We start from the raw sequence: 20,573 nt of genomic DNA, 5'->3' as shown, positions 1-20,573 counted from the left end.
ACATGACGGACGTTATTGACTTGATGGTGCTCGCATTTCCTTTTTAACGGACTGAGGAGACCTTATTTCGGATATTTTTGAGCAAATTGCTGTCATAGGGCCGATTTAAGGGTGCTGGAGTCCGTTAGCATGGGAAATCTCCGGGAAATGAGCCCATAAGGTCATTACGGTCCGTTACGATGCGGCGCACGAGTCTCGCTGGTCACTGCACACTACACACCCACTGTTACTGGTCACCCGACAATGGGGGGGGCCAGCCCCCCCTTTCATTGGTTTCTGACCTCGTCTCTCCATGATTTAGCGGTAGGCGGGGTTCTTTTTTTTGTGAATTTTTGGATTATCGTGGAATTTGTATTAGTTTTTGTTGTTTCACTGAATCCCGAATGAAACCGCTCCCCTCTATACTGTGAGATAAAGAGACAACCAAGAGGGGAGTTCGAGACATGAAGCGAAGCGGATTCTGGAACGACGTGAAGAAGTATAAGGTTCTGCTGCTCATGCTGACGCCGGCCGTCCTGTTCTTCCTGCTGTTCGCCTATGTGCCGATGGCGGGGATTGTCCTGGCCTTCAAACAATACAACTACACCGGCGGAGTGTTCGGAAGCCCCTGGAACGGACTGGACAACTTCCGGTTTTTCTTCGACTCCGGGGACGCCTGGCGGGTTACACGCAATACGGCTTTGTATAACATTGCGTTTATTGTGGTAAACAACGCGGTGCAGATTTTTGCGGCAATCCTGCTGTTTGAGGTGGCGGGGAAATGGTTTCGCAAAATCACGCAAACGGTGATGTTTCTGCCGTATTTTATCTCCTGGGTTGTCGTGGGGGCGATTGCATATAACTTGTTCAATTACGATTATGGTACGATCAACGTGCTTCTGAATGCGATTGGCCTGGAATCGATTGATATCTACAATACGGCTGCCTATTGGCCGGTGATTCTCGTCGTCGTATCGGCCTGGAAGACGCTGGGTTACGGAACGATTATGTACCTGGCGGCGATCACGAGCATTGATACGGAGATGTATGAAGCCGCTGAGATCGATGGGGCGAACGTCTTTCAACGAATTCGCAAAATCACGATTCCGAACCTTTATCCGACGCTGATCATTTTGGTACTGCTGGCGATCGGGAATATTTTCCGCGGGGACTTCGGCATGTTCTATAACCTGGTTGGCAACAACGGCCTGCTGTTCTCCTCAACGGATGTTATCGACACCTTCGTGTTCCGGATGCTCACAACTTCGAACGAGATTGGGATGTCCGCCGCAGCGGGATTCTATCAATCGATATTGGGCTTCGCGACGATTATGCTGGCGAATTATGCTGTGCGGAAATACGATAAGGACCGCGCTTTGTTCTAAGCGGTTTGTCAACACAATCGCGATGGTCAACAAGAATGAAACGAGTGGAGGTTAACGCTGATGAGTACGATGGCTCCCGATCTGCAGCCGGTCACGAAGCCGGCAGCTTCCAAACCCAAACCGACCGACCGTCTGCTGATGCAGATCATCGGATATGTGGCTTTGACTTTGCTGGCGGTGTTTTGTCTTTTTCCTTTCATATTGGTTCTCTCTTCTTCGTTGACGGACGAGAGCAAGATCATTGAGGACGGGTTCCAGTTGATCCCGACGTCCTTCTCTCTGGAAGCCTACGGCATCCTGTTCAAGTACCCGCAGGAAATGTTGAAGGCGTACGGCGTGACGATTTCCGTTACGCTGCTGGGCACGCTGTTCGGGTTGTTTTTGACCTCGATGACGGCCTATGTGCTGGCGCGCAAGGATTTCAAATGGCGCAGCCATTTCTCCTTCTTCTTCTTCTTCACGACACTGTTCAGCGGCGGGCTTGTCCCGTGGTACTTGCTGATTGTAAACTACCTGGATCTGAAGGATACGTTACTTGTCCTGATTCTGCCGATGCTGATGAACGTCTTCTACATCATCGTAATGAAGTCATTTATGAGCAGCATCCCGGAGGCGATTATCGAATCGGCCAAAATCGACGGGGCGGGCGATTTCCAAATTTATTTGCAATTTGTGATTCCGTTGTCGAAGCCGGCGCTGGCCACGATTGGGCTGTTTATCGCCTTGGGGTACTGGAATGACTGGTATAACGCGCTCTTGTTTATCTCGAATTCCGACCTGATGCCGCTGCAGTATTACTTGTACCGTTTGCTTGGCAACATGGACGGCATGCGCAAGGCGATGATGGCGGCAGGTGCCGTCGTCTCCTCCGACATCCCGACGGAGAGCTTAAAGATGGCGATGACCATCGTAGCCACCGGACCAATCATGATCGCGTATCCGTTCATCCAACGTTATTTTGTGCAAGGCCTAACGATTGGCGCTGTGAAAGGGTGACCTCGGGGCAACCCGGTTATCACATAGAGGAGTTTTTTCTATACCAAATCATTTGTAGGGGGAATAATCGTCATGAAACTGAAGAAGAAAACAACGTTTCTTGTGGCTATGGTGCTGGCGTTAATGACTTTACTGTCCGCTTGCGGCGGCGGGAACAATAACGCAGGCAGCGCCAACACCCCGGACGACGCAGCTTCAAATAACGCAGCAGCTTCGAACAATGCGTCGGCCAATACGGCAACCCCTGGGGCAGTGGATACGTCTCAAGAAGTTACGCTGAAGCTGTTGATGATCGGCAGCAAACCGGCGGATTATGACGAGGTATACGGCGAGCTGAACAAGCTGCTGAAAGAGAAAATTAACGCAACCGTTGAGACCGAATTTTTGGATTGGGCCGACTGGACCCAGAAATACCCGTTGAAATTTGCAGCTAACGAGGATTTTGACATCGCTTACACCGCGAACTGGGCTTTCTACAATGACCAGGTGTTAAAGGGTGGATTCCTTGAGCTGACCGAGGAAATGCTCCGGACTTACGCACCGAAGACCTGGGAAGCGATGCCGCAAGCCTCCTGGGATCAAGCAAAAGTGAACGGCAAGCTGTACATGGTGCCAAACAACAACCAGGAAGTGACCGACAAGGTTGTCCTGATTCGCGAAGACCTGCGCAAGAAGTACAATCTGGAACCGGTGAACAGCCCGGAAACCTATGCCGCTTATTTGAAAACGATTGGGGCGGGCGAGAAAGGCATCAGCCCGTTTGGTGCGAAACCGGCAGACGGCTGGAAATGGCATGAGCTGGATCAAATTTTGCTGGAGCAACAAAATGAATGGAACCTGGTGGATTACAACTTCCCGCTGGCTTACAAATTGGACGATGCGACGGGGAAAGTGTTCAACGTGTACGATACGCCGGAGTTTACCGAACTGATCAAATATTATAAGGACTTGGCTGATAACAACGGCTGGTCGAAGAACATCGTGAGCAACAAAAACGACGTGTTCCAGGACATCAAAGCGGGCAAAACGTCCTCGTATGCACAAAACCTGGGGACGATCTCCAGCAACGTTGGCGAAATCCGCCGCGACAAGCCGGAGATGGAAGTCACCGTTGCCGATTTGACGCCGGATAAGAAAAAAATCGGCGCGATTTCCACGCAAAACGGATTGGCGATTCATGCCACGTCTAAAAACGTCGAACGCTCGCTGATGCTGATTGACCTGCTGCAGAACGATAAGGAAATCCATGATCTGACGATGTACGGCATCGCCGGCAAGCACTACGAGCCGGTTGGCGATGACAAATACAATCCGGGACCAAGCTTCAACAACTATAACTTGTCGGGCTACTCCGTATGGGGCTGGAACTCACTGCTGAACCGCACCGACGCTTCCTATCCGGAAGAAGGCAATCAAATGTTGGCGGATTGGCAGTCTAAAGTTTATCACTTCCCGCTGGAAACCTTCGTCTTTGACGACACCAAGGTGAAGAACGAAGTCGCAAACGTAGGTAACGTCATGCTGCGTTATGCAATCCCGCTGGAATACGGCCTGATCAAGGACTTGGAGAAAGGCCAAGCCGACCTGAACAAACAGTTGAAGGCGGCCGGTCTGGATAAGATTCAACAAGAGCTGCAGAGCCAAATCGACGCATTCCTTGCCGCCCAAGGCCAATAAGCAGGCGGGGGTGAAAGGAGGGGACGCCCGTCCCCTCTTTTTCATTCATCGTAATGTTGTGTTAGAAGAAGCAGGATTGAATGAGCGTGATGGGATGTGACCTCGAAGGTTACAGGATGCGCGATTGCGCGATTGAGCGTGCCGAACTGTAAAAGTACATTTCATTTGGTGAAAAGTCCCCTTTATTCAGTGTCTGAAATGTAAAAGTACATTTGGTATGAGACGATTGAGGCTAAAAAGGGTGGATTGGGCTGAATTCAACTGCACTTTTACATTTGAAAGGCCGCTATAAGGGCGATTTGGCGAAAATGGACTGCACTTTTACATTTCGTAGCACGTGAGAAACCAATCTACTTCATTACAGATCAGAAACGGAGAGGAGTTATTTCGATGAGTAGAAGCTCAAAACCGATGAAGTTTCCGCCAATCAGCGACAAACTGCCGGTCTTTATGCACGGTGCCGACTATAACCCTGACCAATGGCTCCATGATCCGCAGGTGCTGGCGGAGGATATCCGGCTGATGAAGCTGGCCCATTGCAATGTGATGGCGGTGGGGATCTTCTCCTGGGCCTCGCTGGAACCGGAGGAAGGCGTATACCGGTTTGAATGGCTGGACCGCGTGCTGGACACGTTTGCTGAGAACGGTATCTACGCCTGGTTGGCGACGCCAAGCGGCGCTCGGCCGGCCTGGATGTCAGAGAAGTACCCGGAAGTGCTGCGCGTTGAGAAGAACCGGGTGCGCAACCTCCACGGCATGCGTCATAACCACTGTTTTACGTCCCCAGTCTATCGGGAAAAAGTGACGCAGATGAACACCCGGCTGGCGGAGCGCTATTCCAGTCATCCGGCCGTGGTGGGGTGGCACGTATCCAACGAATACGGCGGGGAATGCCACTGCGACTACTGCCAAGACGCTTTCCGCGACTGGTTGAAACGGAAGTATGGCACGCTCGAAGCGCTCAACCACGCTTGGTGGACGAACTTTTGGAGCCATACGTACACCTCCTGGTCGCAGGTGGAATCCCCGGCACCTCACGGCGAAATGATGGTGCATGGACAGAACCTTGACTGGCGCCGGTTCGTATCCGACCAGACGATCGACTTCTACAAGCATGAGATCAAGCCGCTCAAACAAATCAATCCGGATTTGCCCTGCACAGTAAATATGATGGACCTGTTCTACGGGTTGGATTATCGCGAGTTTGCGAAAGCTGTGGACGTCATTTCCTGGGACGCTTATCCGATGTGGCATGAGGCCGAATCCGATGCGGGGGTTGCTTCCTGGTTTGCATTTAACCACGACTTGTTCCGCTCCTTGAAGCAGAAGCCGTTTATGCTGATGGAGAGCACGCCGTCACTGACGAACTGGCAGCCGGTCAGCAAGCTGAAGCGGCCGGGTATGCACAAGCTGTCCTCGCTGCAAGCAGTGGCCCACGGGTCCGACACAGTCCAATATTTCCAGTGGCGAAAAAGCCGCGGCTCCAGCGAGAAATTCCACGGCGCGGTCATCGACCACGTCGGCCATGAGCACACGCGCGTGTTCGCCGATGTTGCTGCGCTTGGTAAAACACTGTCCGAGTTAACGGAGATCCTCGGTACCACCGTTCCAGCGGAAGCAGCCATCCTGTTTGATTGGGATAACCGCTGGGCGATCAACGACGCCCAAGGGCCACGCAATAAAGGCATCCATTATGAAGAGACCGTCATGCAGCAGTATCGCGCCTTGTGGGAGCTGGGCGTGCCAACGGATATCATCGGCTCGTTTGACGACTTCAGCGGCTACAAGCTGCTGGTTGTGCCGATGGCGTATTTACTCCGAGAAGAAACCGGAGCGAAGATGGAGCAGTTCGTTAAGAACGGCGGCACCTTGTTCGTCACGTATTGGTCCGGCATCGTCGACGAGAATGACTTGTGCCATCTGACCGGCTTCCCGGGGCCGCTGCGCAAGGCGGTAGGCGTGTGGGCGGAGGAAATCGACGGCCTGCATGACCATGACCGCAACGCGTTGATTCTGGAAGACGGGAATCCGCTGGGCTTGAGCGGGACGTATGAGATCCATGAGCTATGCGAGCATATTCACGCGGAAGGCGCTAAGGTGATTGGCGTCTATCGCGACGACTTCTACGCTGGGAAGCCGGCTTTGACAGTGAACGAGCTAGGCCAAGGCAAAGCGTATTATTTAGCCGCCCGCGTCAGCGATCCCGCTTTCTACGAAGCGTTCTACGGCAAGCTCGTGCAAGATGCCGGCGTGCGCCGGACGCTGGATACCGATCTGCCAGCGGAAGTCACCGCACAGTTGCGCACGGACGGTCAGCACGATTACGTCTTCGTGCAGAATTTCTCCGGCCGCACCGCCCGCGTCGAGCTCGACCGCCGCAGCTACACCGATGCCGAAACCGGCCTAACCGTGAGCGGCTCCATCGAGCTGCCGATTAACGGCATCGCGATTTTGAAGCGGGAGGCGGTTCTTCAATCATCGTTATAATAATAAAACCCTATTTTCCATATACGCGGAAAGTAGGGTTTTATTTATGGCTTATGCACTAGGACAGTTGGAGCCTATTTTTCGGAAATCAATTTCATGAAGACTTGGACATTAAAGTCGTCATATTGCACCAGCCATCGCTCGTTTACGAAAGTCATCATCAACTCGCCTTCTAACGGAACTCGGTTGCTTTCGCGGCCTTCCGAGTTTGTCAGTAGTAGATTTACAGTGTATTCGATGGTGACATTGTTCTCATCTTGCGCTTTAATGCGGGTTTGCAAATCATCAGGTTTGATGGACAGCTGCGTATCCGCAGCAACTCTTAAAGGTAAAATGGTGATTCGATTGTTAACCTGTTTTTCGTAAAACGATTCCGTTAAAAAAGGTTTGATCGCTTCGTTTCGCTTCTGAATGGATTCGGCAGACAACAGATCCTCAGTAAAGTCAACTTTATATTCGGTCGTTTTATAGGCTTCGGCTGTTTTCATCGCATCGTCAGTTTTAGGCTGGGGTTCATTACAACCAGTGATGAGCAATAGGAAGCATGCCAGTATACTTATTAACCACGGGAGTTTTTGCATTAAATTCTCCCCTTTTTTTCGCTCGTATTAAATAAAATTTCCATAATTAACAATAAACGTTCTGCTTGGTGTTGTCAAATTAGGCTCGAAAATATTACTTTAATAGTTATTCGCTATTATTCTATTTAATCTCTGTAGAACAATATTTTAGTAGAAAAACGTTTAATCCGGATTAGCGTTTTTTAACTTAAGAACATGCTTAACAAAAAGCTTATGTCACTCAAGGATGTGCGGACATAAGCTTTTTTTTGCTTCTCCCCAAAATGTAAACGTTGACATTCGCTGGATAACCGATTATTGTGATGAAAACGAAGTAAAATGTTTGGAATAAAACAATACTTTGCTATTACTTTGAAATGAATCTCGTAATACTTAGGAGGGGAACTATGGGGAATCAAACGTTTGTAAATCCAATCCTGTCAAACGGTGCGGATCCTTGGGTCACCCGGCATCCCGATGGAAGCTATTACATGATGGTGACCTTGGGTAATCGCCTCGCCCTTTGGCACAGTCCAACCTTGAGCGGACTTGGCCATGTCCAGCCGAAGACCGTGTGGACGCCTGAGCCCAACGGCCCTTATTCTTACAACCTATGGGCGCCGGAACTGCACTTCATCAATGGGCGCTGGTACATCTACTATACGGCGAACGACGGCGGCGGGGACGACACGCGACGCGTTTGTGTGCTTGAATTGGCGGGCGATGATCCGATGAACAACGAGTGGCAGTTTAAAGCTGTGGTGAACACGGAGTTTGCAGGGTTGGACGGAACCGTCATTCAACATCAGGGGGAACTGTATTTCTTTTATTCTGGGTATGGCCATTTCCCGGATTACGGTTCAGCGATTTACGCGGCTCGAATGGCCAATCCTTGGACATTAGCCGGTCCGAACGTATTGATTACTGCTCCGACGGAGCCGTGGGAGAAGCAAGGCGGGATGGCGATTAACGAAGGCCCGGTTTTGTTGCGGCGCAACGGCTGGATCTTCCTTGTCTTCTCGGCCAGCGCGACGTGGTCGGACGATTACTGTCTCGGCATGGCGCGGATCCCGGAGACCGCAGATCTGCTGGATGCGAACTCCTGGATCAAGGAAGAAGGTCCGGTCTTTGCCAAAAATCCTTCCGCCGGAGTGTATGCGCCGGGACATAACAGCTTTACCGTATCTCCCGACGGCTCCGAGGACTGGATCGTCTACCATGCCTATGATTACTCGGAAGCAGAGCGGCCTCGCTCCGCTGGATCTCCCCGCAGCACAAGACTCCAAAAATTTGGTTGGCAAGCCAACGGGATGCCGGATTTCGGGATTCCTGTCGGCACCGGCATGCCTATTCCGCGGCCTGCCGGCGAATAAAGGGCGCGATATTAATTACAGTTTTTTTGAAACTAATAGTTTATTTTGAAACATCAAGTTATTTTATTAAAAAAATCGTGATCTTCTTAAATGAAAGCGTTGACATACCATCAAGCGCGGATTATAATCAACGCAAAGATACAAAATTATTGTAATAAAACAATAATATCATTTTTGGATGAGAGATTTGATGACAGAGGGGGTTGAACTAATCCGAAAAGGGCGATGAGTGCAAGCGGAACTATCGGGGGTTGTTGCTTTTGAAATCATTAATCGGGAGGTTCATATGAATAACAAGTCCAAACGTATTTTAAGTTTTCTGTTTGTTTTTATTCTTGCAGTCTCCATGATTACAGCTTGCAGCGGCGGCGGTTCAAACAAGGCGGACAACAGCAATAACACCAGCGAGAATACGGCGGAAGAACAACAGAAGGTTGAAACCACGTTTACCGACATCAGTCAGGATATTCGCGGGAACACATCGCCAACTCCGGAGCAAATCAATGAAGTGAATACGACGCTGAATGATACGTATTTGGGTGATATTTTTGATGAGAAGATTCCAAACGACTACTCTGCTTATCCCTTCAAGGAAGAAGTGACGCTGGATGTCTGGATGCCGGCGAATCGCAACATTCCGGATATGAACAATCATGCGATCCAGAAGCAAGTGGAGAAGCTGACGGGGATTAAAGTCAACTTCATCACTCCGCCGGTAGGACAGGAAGCCGACGCCTTTACCTTGATGATGTCCTCCGGAGATTTACCGGACATTATCATCGAGCCTGGCCGGTACCCTGGTGGCTTCGAGGCAGGCGTTAACGATGGGGCGTATTTGGATCTGACCGATTTGATGGAGAAATATGCTCCGAACTATTCGGCTTGGCGCAACTCCGATGAGACAAGAAGAAAAACGACGGTCACCGACAGCGGCAGACTGCTTGGCTTCTACGGAATTGCTCCTTACTCGGAGTGGATGTGGTTCGGGATGCTGATCAAGCAGGAAGCGCTCGATAAGATAGGGCTTCCAATACCGGAAACGATTGACGAATGGCATACCTTCTTGACCAAAGCGAAGGAAGTGGGATACAGCGAGCCGCTGAACTATGGATCCAACTATGGTCAGATCTTTACCGGGATCTTAAACGGAGCGTATGGCGTATGGGATTGGACCTTCCTGGACAGCAACGGCAAAGTCGCCTGGGGTCCGGCACAACCCAAGGCCAAGGAATACCTCGCCATGATGCAGCAATGGAACAAAGAAGGGCTGCTTAACAAAGACTGGGCGACAGCGGACTTCAACCAAAGAATGGCCAGCGCCATTTCCGACAAAACCGCAGTCATGATGGACTCGCCGGACACGATGTGGAGCTACTGGAAGGAACAAAATGATATCGATTTTGTGGGAGCGCTGAACCCTGTGCTGAACAAGGGCGATAAATCTGCAACCACGTACAAGAACTTTAAACGGACAGGTACGGAAGCTGCCATCACGACCCAGTGTGATAACGTTGAAGCGGCCATGGCCTGGTTGGATTTCGCCTACACCAAGAAAGGCTGGGAGATCTATAACTACGGCGAATACGGCACGGTGCACCTGATTGATGAGAGCGGCAAGCCTTATTATCCGGAAAACAGCTATATGTACAACGACCCGGATGGACAGCCGGTAGCGGTAGCGCTTGATAAATATCGCAGACATATCTGGCCGGACATTCGCGACGAGCATAACTCCAACCCGCTGATCGTAGCGAAAGGCAGCTATTCCGGCGAAATTCGGAAATATTGGACCGAGAACATGGATACGAGCGCGGCGATGCCTCCGATTTCGTTTACGAAGGAGGAAGCTTCACGGGAAGCCGAGCTGGGGAACCAGTTGTCTACCCTCCGGGGTGAATATTTTGCCAAAATCATCAAAGGCGAGTTGCCGGTAGATGCGTACGACAAGTTCTTGGAAGAAGCGAAGAAGATGGGGCTGGACGAATTCCTGAGCATTCATCAGGCGGCATTGGATCGTTACAACAGCAGATAATCGCCGTTTGGCCTAAAGATTAAGCAGGTAATAACGAGGGTGACCGGGCTGGTTAAAGCTTGGGCCCCTCGTTATTGTTTCAGAGAATTCGGAATAAGAAGAGTAGGTGATGCGTTCATGGAGATCGTCCGTAAATCAAGGAAACTCGCTCCTTCCTCAGAGGCTCCGAAACCAAACCGAACCCGAATCCGGATCAAAAAAGATCTGCGAAAGAACTGGTTTGTGTATTTGCTTGCCATTCCAGTGGTCGCTTGGTTCCTGGTTTTTTGTTACGGTCCGATGTGGGGAGTGCTTATCGCATTTAAGGATTATAAGCCGTTGCTGGGGTTTGCTCAGAGCGATTGGGTAGGGTTAAAGCATTTTATCGATTTTTTTCAGGGGCCGTACTTCTGGAGGGTGACCAAGAATACGCTTCTTCTTAATGTGTGGGGGATCGTGTTTGGATTCACGGCACCGATCATTTTGGCGTTATTGCTGAATGAGATTCGAGACGGAAAGTTCAAGAAAACCGTTCAAACGATTACGTACATGCCCCATTTTATCTCCTTGGTGGTCGTGTGCGGGATCATTCATATCTTTACGGCGGATGAAGGCATTGTTACCCAAGTGTTGCAATGGATCACAGGGAAGGATTATACCTCGCTGCTGGGATACTCCGGCTTTTTTAGGCCGATCTATACATTTTCCGGGATATGGCAGAACATCGGCTGGGACAGCATTATTTATCTAGCTGCGATGAGTTCGATCGATCCGGCATTGTATGAGGCGGCGGAAATTGACGGCATTGGTCGAGTCAAAAAGATGTGGTACATTACGCTGCCGCAAATTACGCCGATTATCGTGATTCTGTTTATTTTTGCGGTTGGCGGATTGATGGCGTCCGGATACGAAAAAATTATTTTGCTCTACAACCCGCTTATTTACGATACGGCAGACGTCATCGCCTCTTATGTCTATCGCAGGGGCTTACGCGAAGCCAGTCTCAGCTTCTCCACCGCGGTTGGCTTGTTTAGCGCCGTGATCAACTTTGCGTTGCTGTGGGTAACGAACCGAATCGCCCGGCGCACTTCGGAAGTGAGCTTATGGTAGAAAGGGGGATGACCATGTCCAGTCGGAAAAAGCTGAGAAGACGAAAAAACTGGAAGCCGATGACGACCGGGGATCGCGTGTTTGAAGTCATGAACTACATTCTGCTCACCGCGATTACGTTAATTTGCTTCTATCCCTTGCTGCATATTTTGCTGGCCTCGGTCAGTAACCCGACGGCGCTGATGGCGCACAGCGGGCTGTTGCTGAAGCCGCTTGGATTTACGTTGGACGGATATAAGCTGGTCTTTAAAGACAACAGCCTGCTGGTTGGTTACAAAAATACGATCATCTACGTAGGTCTAGGTACGCTGGTGAATATGGTCATGACGATCATGGGCGCTTTTGTCCTGTCGAGAAAAGATCTCTATTTCAAAAACTTCATCATGATTCTGATTACGATCACGATGTTCTTTGGCGGCGGGTTGATTCCCTGGTTTCTGTTAATGAAAGATATCCATTTATATAACAACCTGTGGGCGATGATTTTACCGACGGCGCTCAACACGTGGAATATCATTATTTTAAGAACGAGCTTCCAGTCGCTGCCGGCGGAGCTGGAAGAGGCTGCAACGATCGATGGGGCGAGCCAGGCGGCCATCTTGATTCGGGTGATCCTCCCGTTGTCCAAGGCGACGTTAGCCGTTATTTTTCTGTACTATTTGGTGGGGAACTGGAACTCCTGGTTTAACGCGATGGTCTTGTTGAAGGATCGGGAGCTGTTCCCGCTGCAGCTATTAATGAAGGAGATCTTGGTCGCCAACGATTCCACGGCTACCACCATTGGCAGTGCGGGCGGCGTCGTCATCGACAGTGCCCAGAGCTCGACCGCCTTCCGGGAATTGGTGAAATATTGCGCGATCGTCGTATCCACGGTGCCGATTTTGTGCGTGTATCCGTTCTTGCAGAAGTATTTTGTTAAGGGTGTTTACGTCGGATCAATTAAAGGGTGAGCGAAGAGAGATGGAAACAGGAAAATTCGGAAAAGCGCTGTTGCCTGCCATTTGTCTGTTTCTATTGGCGCAGGTCGGTTGTGCCGGATCTGATGCTAAGGGTGACGAGCGGGATGATTTTTATAATTTACTGATGCAGGACGGGGCAGATCCTTGGATGTATAAACATACCGACGGGTATTATTACTTCACGAAAACCACCGGCAGTGACGTGACAGTATGGAAATCCGCCAGCATAACGGGGGTGGATGGTGCTCCCTGGCGAGTGATTCCAACGGGCGGCCACAATATATGGGCTCCCGAGCTCCATTATATTCATGGGGCTTGGTATATCTACTACGCCATGGATGACGGGGATAACGTGAACCATCGGATGTACGTAATGGAGAATACTTCGGCTGATCCTTTACAAGGCGTCTGGAAGCAAAAAGGGCAAATCACCGACACTACCAACCGTTGGGCGATCGATGGGACCGTTCTGCAGGTGAACGGGGAGCTGTATTTTATTTGGTCTGGTTGGGAAGGGAAGGAGAATATCCGTCAAAATCTCTACATCGCCCATATGAGCAACCCTTGGACAATTGACTCAGAGCGAGTGGAGATTTCCCGGCCGACGTATGCTTGGGAAACGAATCATTCGCCGCAAGTGAATGAAGGTCCGCAGGTGGCGATTCATAACGGCATCATTAATCTGGTCTACTCGGCGAGCGGGAGCTGGACGAATGACTACTGTCTGGGATTAATTACGGCCGATGCGAACCGTGATTTGCTTGATCCGGCTTCCTGGCATAAAAGAGAGGAGCCGATTTTCGTGTCCGGCAACGGACTATACGGCCCGGGACATCACTCCTTCACCACATCACCTGACGGGACGGAGGATTGGATTGTATATCACGTGGCGAAATACAAGGATGCTGGCTGGAACCGGGAGGTGCGGATGCAGCCTTTTACTTGGAACGCGGACAACACCCCGAATTTAGGGGTTCCGGCGGATCCGAACCTCCCGTTGTCTTTGCCATCCGGAGAGGTGAGCCGCGTCCGCTATGAAGCGGAGAAGGGGCAGCTTGGGGGCGGTGTGACTGTGCTGGAGAATCCTGGGGGCTCCGGCGGAAAAAGCGTTGGGCGGTTTGAGCAGAAAGACAGCTACGCGGAGTATTCCATCCAAGCTTCGGCAGGAGAGTACCTCTTGCTGGCGCGAACTGCAAACGGGAGTGCTACCGGAGAAATGGCCTATTTTGACTTGAGCGTTGATATGGGGACTTCCGTTACCGCAACGGTTCACCCGAAGGGGTGGAACAACTGGGGGGTGTCCACCGCCAAAATTCAGTTGAAGGATGGGGTGAACAAGCTGCGATTCACGAAGAATCGCGGGGAGTTTGAATTGGATTGTTTTGACCTGTTGCCGTTGAAGATCCCGGAATCGTGATAACTTTTATGAATCTTGATTTATTCCAGCTTTGTGTAGTAAAGTCAAGAAAGTAAGATCATTATTTGGGAATACGGATACGGAGGTTCCTATGCTGGAAGTCGGGATACACGAACCGGATAAGTTGGTTCAAGTGGCGCACGCGCTCTCTACACGGTCTCGCGTAGACATTCTTCGTCTGCTCAACACGCGGAGCATGAATATCATTGAGCTTGCCGAGACGCTGGAACTTCCGGTGTCTACGGTGGCAAACAACGTTAAGATCCTGGAAGCGGCCAAGCTGATTAATACGGAATTGCTTCCGGCCGTCCGCGGTGCGATGAAGGTGTGCAGCCGCAATTATGACGATATTCTCATCTCGCTGAACTCAAGCATCCGGACGTCCAAGGACGGGATGAAGTTCTACGAGGTTGAAATGCCGATCGGGCATTACAGCGACTGCGAGGTTCATCCGACGTGCGGTATGGCATCCAGTGAAGGCATGTTGGTTCGGGAGGATGAGCCGGCCAGCTTCTATCACCCCAAGCATGTGGGAGCGCAGATTTTGTGGTTTCGTAAAGGGTATGTGGAGTACCAGTTCCCGCTGGAAGTTCCGCAAAATGCGCGCATTCAATCGCTGGAATTGTCCATGGAAATGTGCTCGGAAGCCCCCAACTACGACAATGACTGGCCTTCGGATATTTCGGTATGGATTAATGGCGTTGAGATCGGCATGTGGACGAGTCCCGGGGATTTCGGGGATCGGCGCGGCACATTCAATCCTCCCTGGTGGGAAGATTGGATGACCCAATACGGCTTGCTGAAAACATGGCGAGTTGACCGCGAACGCACAACGCTCGATATGCAGAAGGTCTCCGACGTTACGATCGACGATCTGAACCTTGATCAACGACCAAGTCTGCGTGTACGGATCGGCGTTAAGCCGGATGCGATCCATAAGGGCGGTGTCAATCTGTTCGGCAAGCAGTTTGGCGATTACGATCAGGACCTAGTTCTTCAGATCGCCTACACCATGGATGAAGACACTGGTTCCATTTGAATAAGCTCTAATTTGACCATCGACTCCTTGGGGAGTCGGTGGTTTTTTGTATCATAGGCACTTAATTCCAAAAAGTTCGTAAAATAAAAACACTTAATGTAATTAGAAAAATCGACTGAAAGCGTTGACAAAACAGAAGTTCGGGGCTATATTTAGCTTAAAAGATACAAAAATTATGTATTAAAACAAAAACAATAAATAAAGACCCGAAGGAGCGGAAAAATGACAAGTCAACCTTTACGTAACGAGTACCCCCGTCCCCAATTTGTCCGCGACGCTTGGATGAGTTTAAACGGTGAGTGGGAGTTTGAATTTGACGACCAAGGAATTGGTGAAAGAGACAGATGGTACGAGACACATGATTTCAGTCGGAAAATCAACGTGCCATTCTGCTATCAGAGCAAGCTGAGCGGTATAGGTGACCCGACTGTACACGACCAGGTATGGTACCGGAGAACGTTTACCGTACCTCAAGACTACAAGTCAGGCAGACTGCTCTTGCATTTTGGTGCTGTGGATTATGAGGCCAAAGTATGGGTGAACGGGCATCTGGTAGCAATGCATGAAGGCGGACATACTCCATTTACGGCGGATATTATGGATGTACTGGATGAAGGCGAGAATACCGTTGTTGTGAAGGCGACGGACTACAGCCGCGATGTTTCCTTGCCGCGGGGCAAGCAGTATTGGAAGGATCAATCCGAGAGCATCTTCTATACCCGCACGACTGGGATTTGGCAGAGCGTCTGGCTTGAGCCGGTACCTACGACGCGAATTGATCGCATTCGGTTGGTCCCGGACATCGACAAGAATGATATCGGGCTTGAGGTGTTTTTGGCGGGACACAGCGCCTCCGTTAAAGCCAGCATGAAAGCGGTCATTACGTTTAACGGGGAATTTGTCACCGAGGATTGCTTCTCCGTAAGTCATGAGTCAGGTCGCCGGGTGATCCATCTGGAGGATTTTAACGATCATGGCTTGGGACGCTGGTGGACACCGGAACGCCCCAACTTGTACGATCTGGAGTTAACTCTGTTGATCGACGGTACACCTGTGGACAAGGTCCAAAGCTATTTCGGGATGCGCAAAATTTCCGTGGAATCCGGCAAATTGCACTTAAATAATCGCTCCTATTATATGAAGCTGGTGCTGGATCAAGGCTACTTCCCGGATGGCTTGCTGACTGCGCCAAGCGATGAGGACTTGCGCCGGGACGTGGAGCTGGTAAAAGCCATGGGGCTGAACGGGGTGCGGAAGCATCAGAAGATCGAAGATCCCCGCTACTTGTATTGGGCCGACAAACTGGGGCTGCTGGTCTGGGGGGAGATGGCGAACGCCTACCAGTTCACTGAGCAGTATGTCAGTCGGATGACGCGAGAATGGATCCAGGCGGTGGAGCGGGATATTAACCATCCTTGCATCGTGGCATGGGTTCCGCTGAACGAAAGCTGGGGCGTGACCAACATCATGATCGACAAGCAGCAACAGCACCACGCGGTATCGCTGTACCACCTGACCAAGTCGCTGGATCCCACGCGTCCGGTTGTTTCCAATGACGGATGGGAATTGGTGACCACTGACCTTGTGACGATTCACGACTACGAATGGCGCAAGGAGAAGTTGGAGGAGCGGTATGCAACCGTCGAATCGGCTTTGACTGCAGCTCCCGGGAATCGGGTGATTCTGGTACCTGGATTCCCTTACGAGGGACAGCCAATTTTGGTCACAGAGTTTGGCGGGATCTCCTTTAAGGTGAATGAATGGGAAGGCTGGGGGTACTCCGGTGCGGAGAATGAGGAGGATTTTGCGCTGCGCCTGAAGAATGTAATCGTACCGATGCTGCAATCTCCGGTGGTCCAAGGCTTCTGCTATACCCAGTTCACGGACGTGGAACAGGAAATTAACGGCTTGCTGACCTACGATCGTAAGCCGAAGCTGCCTCTGGAAACTATCCGTTCGATTGTGGCGGGAACCTAAAAAATCAAGGAGTACCCTTATCCAATGACCCAAAATCAGCGAACAGGCGCGGCATTGATTCGTGAGATCGCCCGGACGGAACCGCCGTACGGAACCTTGGCGGTGTGGTATCTCGGCCAGGAAAGCGTCATCGTCAAAGGGGACGGGATCACGATTTACGTAGACCCTTATCTCTCGGGCGATCTGGACGACGGTGATTGGCGGCGCGCATTTCCTGCACCGATTGCACCGGAAGAGATTGAAGGCGTACAGCTATGCCTGATAACACATGAACATGATGACCATATGGATGCGCGGACGTTGCCATGGCTGCATAGCAGCAGTCCCGAGGCGCCAATCGTTGCGCCGGCATGCTGCAAGCCAGCATTGCTAGAGATGGGCATCTCGGAGTCTGTGCTCATGACCGCCGACGATCGTCAGCCGCTGGAGCTCTTCTCCAAGCTGCGGGTAACGCCGATTGCGGCGGCCCATGAGCAGCTGGAACGGGATGCCGACGGCTGCCCCCGGTACGTTGGGTACGTTCTGGAGCTCAACGGCGTGACGCTTTATCATGCCGGAGATACGTTGGTTTTTCCGGAATTGATCAAGCAAGTGGGTGAGCTGAAACCGGACATCGCCCTGCTGCCGATCAACGGGCGGGACTACTTCCGCCAGCAGCGTGGAATCGTGGGAAACATGGATTATCGCGAAGCGGCACATTTCGCCCAGGAAATCGGCGCGGACACCGTAATCCCGCTACATTATGACCTGTTTGCGGTAAATGCAGAGAAGCCAGGTCATTTTGTGGACTACCTGTATGAGCATTTCCCAGAGCAAAAAGTCCACGTCATGGCCCGAGCCGAGCGCTTCCTCTACGTTTCCCCACGCGCTTTCCTGCTGGGCTAACCATGCAAAAAATAGCCGACCAGAAGATAATGATTCTGGCCGGCTATTTTTATAAGCAGGCGGTTGGAGGATGAGGCACAACTCTTGTGGAGGCCCCTTTCACGCATTATCCCTCTTGATCAGGGAGAGTGTTCTGTGCGTCGCTTTTGCACCATGATCCCGTTCGATCAGAGAGTCCTCTTGTGGGGGCATTTACATCATTATCCCTTTTGTTAAGTAGGATGTGGGAGGTGTACCTGTATGGGCGAACACGAAAACAGGAGGAAGTCGAGGCTGGATCCAAGAATAATCCGGAATCACATTCCAACCGTCTTGTCTACACGAATATCCGCGATCTTCTCTGCATTTCCTTCACTGAGTAGACCTGTTTCCCGTCAGCTGACCAAAGGGGATAATCCTCAAAGGAGGCTGGACAGAGGTGGGAGCTAGCTGAGCCTACTGTCCATGCCCCTGCTTCTCATCACCAAAGTGGATCTGTTCTACGGAACCTGATTGAAGGGGATAATCCTGCAAAGGAGGCCGGACAGAGGTGGGAGCTGGCTGAGTGCCAACTGTCTATGTCCCAGTCCCTCATCTCCAAAGTGGATTTGTTCTACGTAACCTGATTGAAGGGGATAATCGTGTAAAAGACGCTCGACCTCAGCATTGGGGGCCTAGTCTAAGTGTCCGTACAAAGCGAGGATCGCTTGGGCTTCGGAGATCATGCGTTCCCGCAGCTCTTGCGGCTCCAAGACCTCCGCATCTCGGCCGATCCTCAGGATCACGCCGCATGCCCAGTCCAGTGTCTGGAGGTCGACCTCCGCCAGGATCTGGCCCTGGTTGTCCGAGTTTTCAACTTGAAGCACCTTAATAAATCGTTCCTTGCGCAGACGATCCAACCCGGCTTCGGTCGTCCGTACCCGAGCGACATAACGGGGCAACTCGGATTTGAAGCGGGCGGTTGATTGCTCCCAATACGCTGCCAGATCAAACCCCTCCGGTCGCATGAAGGTTTCATCCAACAGCGAGGCTTCTTCCAACCGAGAAATACGGAACGTGCGAAGCTCACCGTCAGGCTCTTGCTCGGCCGCTACATACCATACGTTACGTTTAGCGACCAGCCCCAAGGGGTGAATGATCCGCTCGGTGATCCCCTCTTCTTTGCGATAGCGGATGCGCAGCTTCCGCTGGGCCCACACCGCCTCCTGTACGGCGGACAGCCAGGGGAAAGCCTCCTCCGAAGCGTGCCAACCAGCCCCGTCGATATGGAGGCGCTCGCGGATCAACTCGGCATCCTGCCGGATTGGGGCGGGGGCAGCCGCTAATAGCTTCTGGTAAGCAGCTTGAAAGTCCCCCTGAATCCCCAGATCCTTCAAAAGCTCGTTATGGTTCGCCAGCAACAGCGAGACGATTTCCTCCGGCCGCATGCCGGTCAGATTCGTCCGGTAGCTGTCCGCCAGCACCCAGCCGCCGCGGGAGCCGCGCTCCGCGTACACGGGGATGCCCGCCGCACTCAACGCCTCAATGTCCCGGACGATCGTCCGCTCCGACACTTCCAGCAGTTCTGCCAGCTGGCGCGAGCTCATTTTTCCCCGGTTCTGAAGCAAGAGCAGCAGATTAAGCAAACGATCCGCACGCACAACAACTCCCCCTTCCGCCTCTTTAGATGTATGAATGATTATACCATGGATATAAGACAATAGATGTCATATATCCTTTGTTATGCTACAAAAGCACGTGCTAAATTCGAACTGGAAAGGAAGCGAACGAAACCATGGACAAGAAACCTTTAGCGGGAAAAGTGGCCGTTGTTGCTGGGGCAACGCGGGGAGCAGGACGGGGAATCGCCGTTATGCTGGGGGCTGCAGGGGCCACGGTGTATTGCACCGGACGGAGCGTCCGGGGAGCAGCGTCGGACATCGGCCGGACGGAGACGATTGACGAGACAGCCGAAATGGTAACCGCTCGCGGCGGAGTCGGGATTGCCGTCCGCACAGATCATACGGTGCCGGAACAGGTTAAGGCTTTGTTTGAACGTGTGGCCCAGGAACAGAACGGACGCTTGGACATTTTGGTGAACGACATTTGGGGCGGCGAGCACATCACCCATTGGAATACTCCGTTCTGGGAACAACCGCTGGATGACGGGCTGCTAATGCAAGAACGGGCAGTCCGTACCCATCTCATTACGAGTTACTACGGGGTACCGATGATGATCAAACGGAAAGAAGGTCTGGTCATCGAAATTACCGACGGGTCGACTTATAACTATCGTGGGAACCTGTACTACAGTTTGGCGAAAATCTCACCGATCCACTTGGCCGCAGCCATGGCTGAGGAACTGAAGCCGTACAATGTGACGGCAGTGGCGGTGACTCCTGGATTTTTGCGTTCCGAGCAGATGTTGGATTACTTTGGCGTTCAGGAAGCGAATTGGCAAGATGCCATCAAGAAGGAACCGTTATACGCGGAATCCGAAACGCCGTATTTTGTGGGGCAAGCGGTGGCTGCCTTAGCCGCAGACCCGAACGTTCATGAAAAAGCCGGCCGGGCGCTGACCAGCTGGGACCTGTCCGACGAATACGGGTTCATCGATATCGACGGGCGGAGGCCGCATTGGGGCAATTTTGCGCGCGAACGGGGATTGCCGGTGAACTGAGCGTAGGAACGAGGTGCGCGAGTTCTGCTCCGTCCTCTGAAAAAAAAGCGCGAGGGCAAGAGAATTTTCCTGCACTTGCG

Annotated in this window: 15 protein-coding genes; 13 read left to right on the top strand and 2 right to left on the bottom strand. The window is 51.7% G+C overall.

Going from position 1 to position 20,573, the window contains the following annotated elements; all coding sequences use genetic code 11:
* Nucleotides 1–443: 443 nt before the first annotated feature.
* The 4 genes from PBA01S_RS09875 (at nt 444) to PBA01S_RS09860 (ending at nt 6,524) form a co-directional block, all read left to right on the top strand.
* Nucleotides 444–1,364, top strand: coding sequence for an ABC transporter permease (locus tag PBA01S_RS09875; protein ID WP_028540057.1), 921 nt, complete (start codon nt 444–446; stop codon nt 1,362–1,364).
* Nucleotides 1,365–1,424: 60 nt separating this feature from the next.
* Nucleotides 1,425–2,360, top strand: coding sequence for a carbohydrate ABC transporter permease (locus tag PBA01S_RS09870; RefSeq protein WP_028540056.1), 936 nt, complete (start codon nt 1,425–1,427; stop codon nt 2,358–2,360).
* A 72-nt stretch (nt 2,361–2,432) separates the two neighbouring features.
* Complete coding sequence (locus tag PBA01S_RS09865; protein WP_009226512.1) at nt 2,433–4,037, top strand: ABC transporter substrate-binding protein; 1,605 nt, start codon at nt 2,433–2,435, stop codon at nt 4,035–4,037.
* A 390-nt stretch (nt 4,038–4,427) separates the two neighbouring features.
* Nucleotides 4,428–6,524: a beta-galactosidase gene (locus tag PBA01S_RS09860; RefSeq protein WP_127575892.1), complete on the top strand. Its 2,097-nt coding sequence runs from the start codon at nt 4,428–4,430 to the stop codon at nt 6,522–6,524.
* Nucleotides 6,525–6,598: 74 nt separating this feature from the next.
* On the opposite strand, the gene PBA01S_RS09855 is transcribed toward PBA01S_RS09860, so the two are convergent.
* The gene (locus tag PBA01S_RS09855; protein WP_016310776.1) at nt 6,599–7,105 is read right to left on the bottom strand and encodes a hypothetical protein; all 507 of its coding nucleotides are present in this window, start codon (nt 7,103–7,105) and stop codon (nt 6,599–6,601) included.
* Between the two features lie 386 nt (nt 7,106–7,491).
* On the opposite strand from PBA01S_RS09855, the gene PBA01S_RS09850 reads away from it, so the two are divergent.
* The 8 genes from PBA01S_RS09850 to PBA01S_RS09815 all read left to right on the top strand — a co-directional run bounded on the left by PBA01S_RS09850 (nt 7,492) and on the right by PBA01S_RS09815 (nt 17,855).
* Nucleotides 7,492–8,457, top strand: coding sequence for a glycoside hydrolase family 43 protein (locus tag PBA01S_RS09850; protein ID WP_127575891.1), 966 nt, complete (start codon nt 7,492–7,494; stop codon nt 8,455–8,457).
* Nucleotides 8,458–8,743: 286 nt separating this feature from the next.
* The gene (locus tag PBA01S_RS09845) at nt 8,744–10,489 is read left to right on the top strand and encodes an extracellular solute-binding protein (RefSeq protein ID WP_016310778.1); all 1,746 of its coding nucleotides are present in this window, start codon (nt 8,744–8,746) and stop codon (nt 10,487–10,489) included.
* Nucleotides 10,490–10,606: 117 nt separating this feature from the next.
* Entirely contained in the window at nt 10,607–11,578 is a 972-nt protein-coding gene (locus PBA01S_RS09840) for an ABC transporter permease (RefSeq protein ID WP_016310779.1), read from the top strand.
* Nucleotides 11,579–11,592: 14 nt separating this feature from the next.
* Nucleotides 11,593–12,528 carry a carbohydrate ABC transporter permease gene (locus tag PBA01S_RS09835; protein WP_028540167.1) on the top strand — a complete coding sequence of 312 codons (936 nt, stop codon included), beginning with the start codon at nt 11,593–11,595 and terminating at the stop codon, nt 12,526–12,528.
* A 10-nt stretch (nt 12,529–12,538) separates the two neighbouring features.
* Entirely contained in the window at nt 12,539–13,954 is a 1,416-nt protein-coding gene (locus PBA01S_RS09830; protein ID WP_127575890.1) for a family 43 glycosylhydrolase, read from the top strand.
* A gap of 91 nt (nt 13,955–14,045) precedes the next feature.
* Nucleotides 14,046–14,993, top strand: coding sequence for an ArsR/SmtB family transcription factor (locus PBA01S_RS09825; RefSeq protein WP_085169729.1), 948 nt, complete (start codon nt 14,046–14,048; stop codon nt 14,991–14,993).
* 222 nt (nt 14,994–15,215) lie between these two features.
* Nucleotides 15,216–16,970 carry a glycoside hydrolase family 2 protein gene (locus tag PBA01S_RS09820; protein ID WP_127575889.1) on the top strand — a complete coding sequence of 585 codons (1,755 nt, stop codon included), beginning with the start codon at nt 15,216–15,218 and terminating at the stop codon, nt 16,968–16,970.
* A gap of 24 nt (nt 16,971–16,994) precedes the next feature.
* Nucleotides 16,995–17,855: an MBL fold metallo-hydrolase gene (locus PBA01S_RS09815; RefSeq protein WP_127575888.1), complete on the top strand. Its 861-nt coding sequence runs from the start codon at nt 16,995–16,997 to the stop codon at nt 17,853–17,855.
* A gap of 653 nt (nt 17,856–18,508) precedes the next feature.
* On the opposite strand, the gene PBA01S_RS09810 is transcribed toward PBA01S_RS09815, so the two are convergent.
* Entirely contained in the window at nt 18,509–19,474 is a 966-nt protein-coding gene (locus tag PBA01S_RS09810; protein WP_127575887.1) for a helix-turn-helix transcriptional regulator, read from the bottom strand.
* A 134-nt stretch (nt 19,475–19,608) separates the two neighbouring features.
* Between PBA01S_RS09810 and PBA01S_RS09805 the strand changes: the two genes are divergently transcribed.
* On the top strand, nt 19,609–20,493 hold the full coding sequence (locus tag PBA01S_RS09805) for an SDR family oxidoreductase (RefSeq protein WP_127575886.1): 885 nt from the start codon (nt 19,609–19,611) through the stop codon (nt 20,491–20,493).
* The last annotated feature ends 80 nt before the right edge of the window (nt 20,494–20,573 follow it).

Origin of the sequence: Paenibacillus barengoltzii NBRC 101215 (assembly GCF_004000745.1) — a bacterium.
Taxonomy (GTDB): domain Bacteria; phylum Bacillota; class Bacilli; order Paenibacillales; family Paenibacillaceae; genus Fontibacillus; species Fontibacillus barengoltzii.
This window is presented reverse-complemented; position numbering and strand designations above follow the sequence as displayed.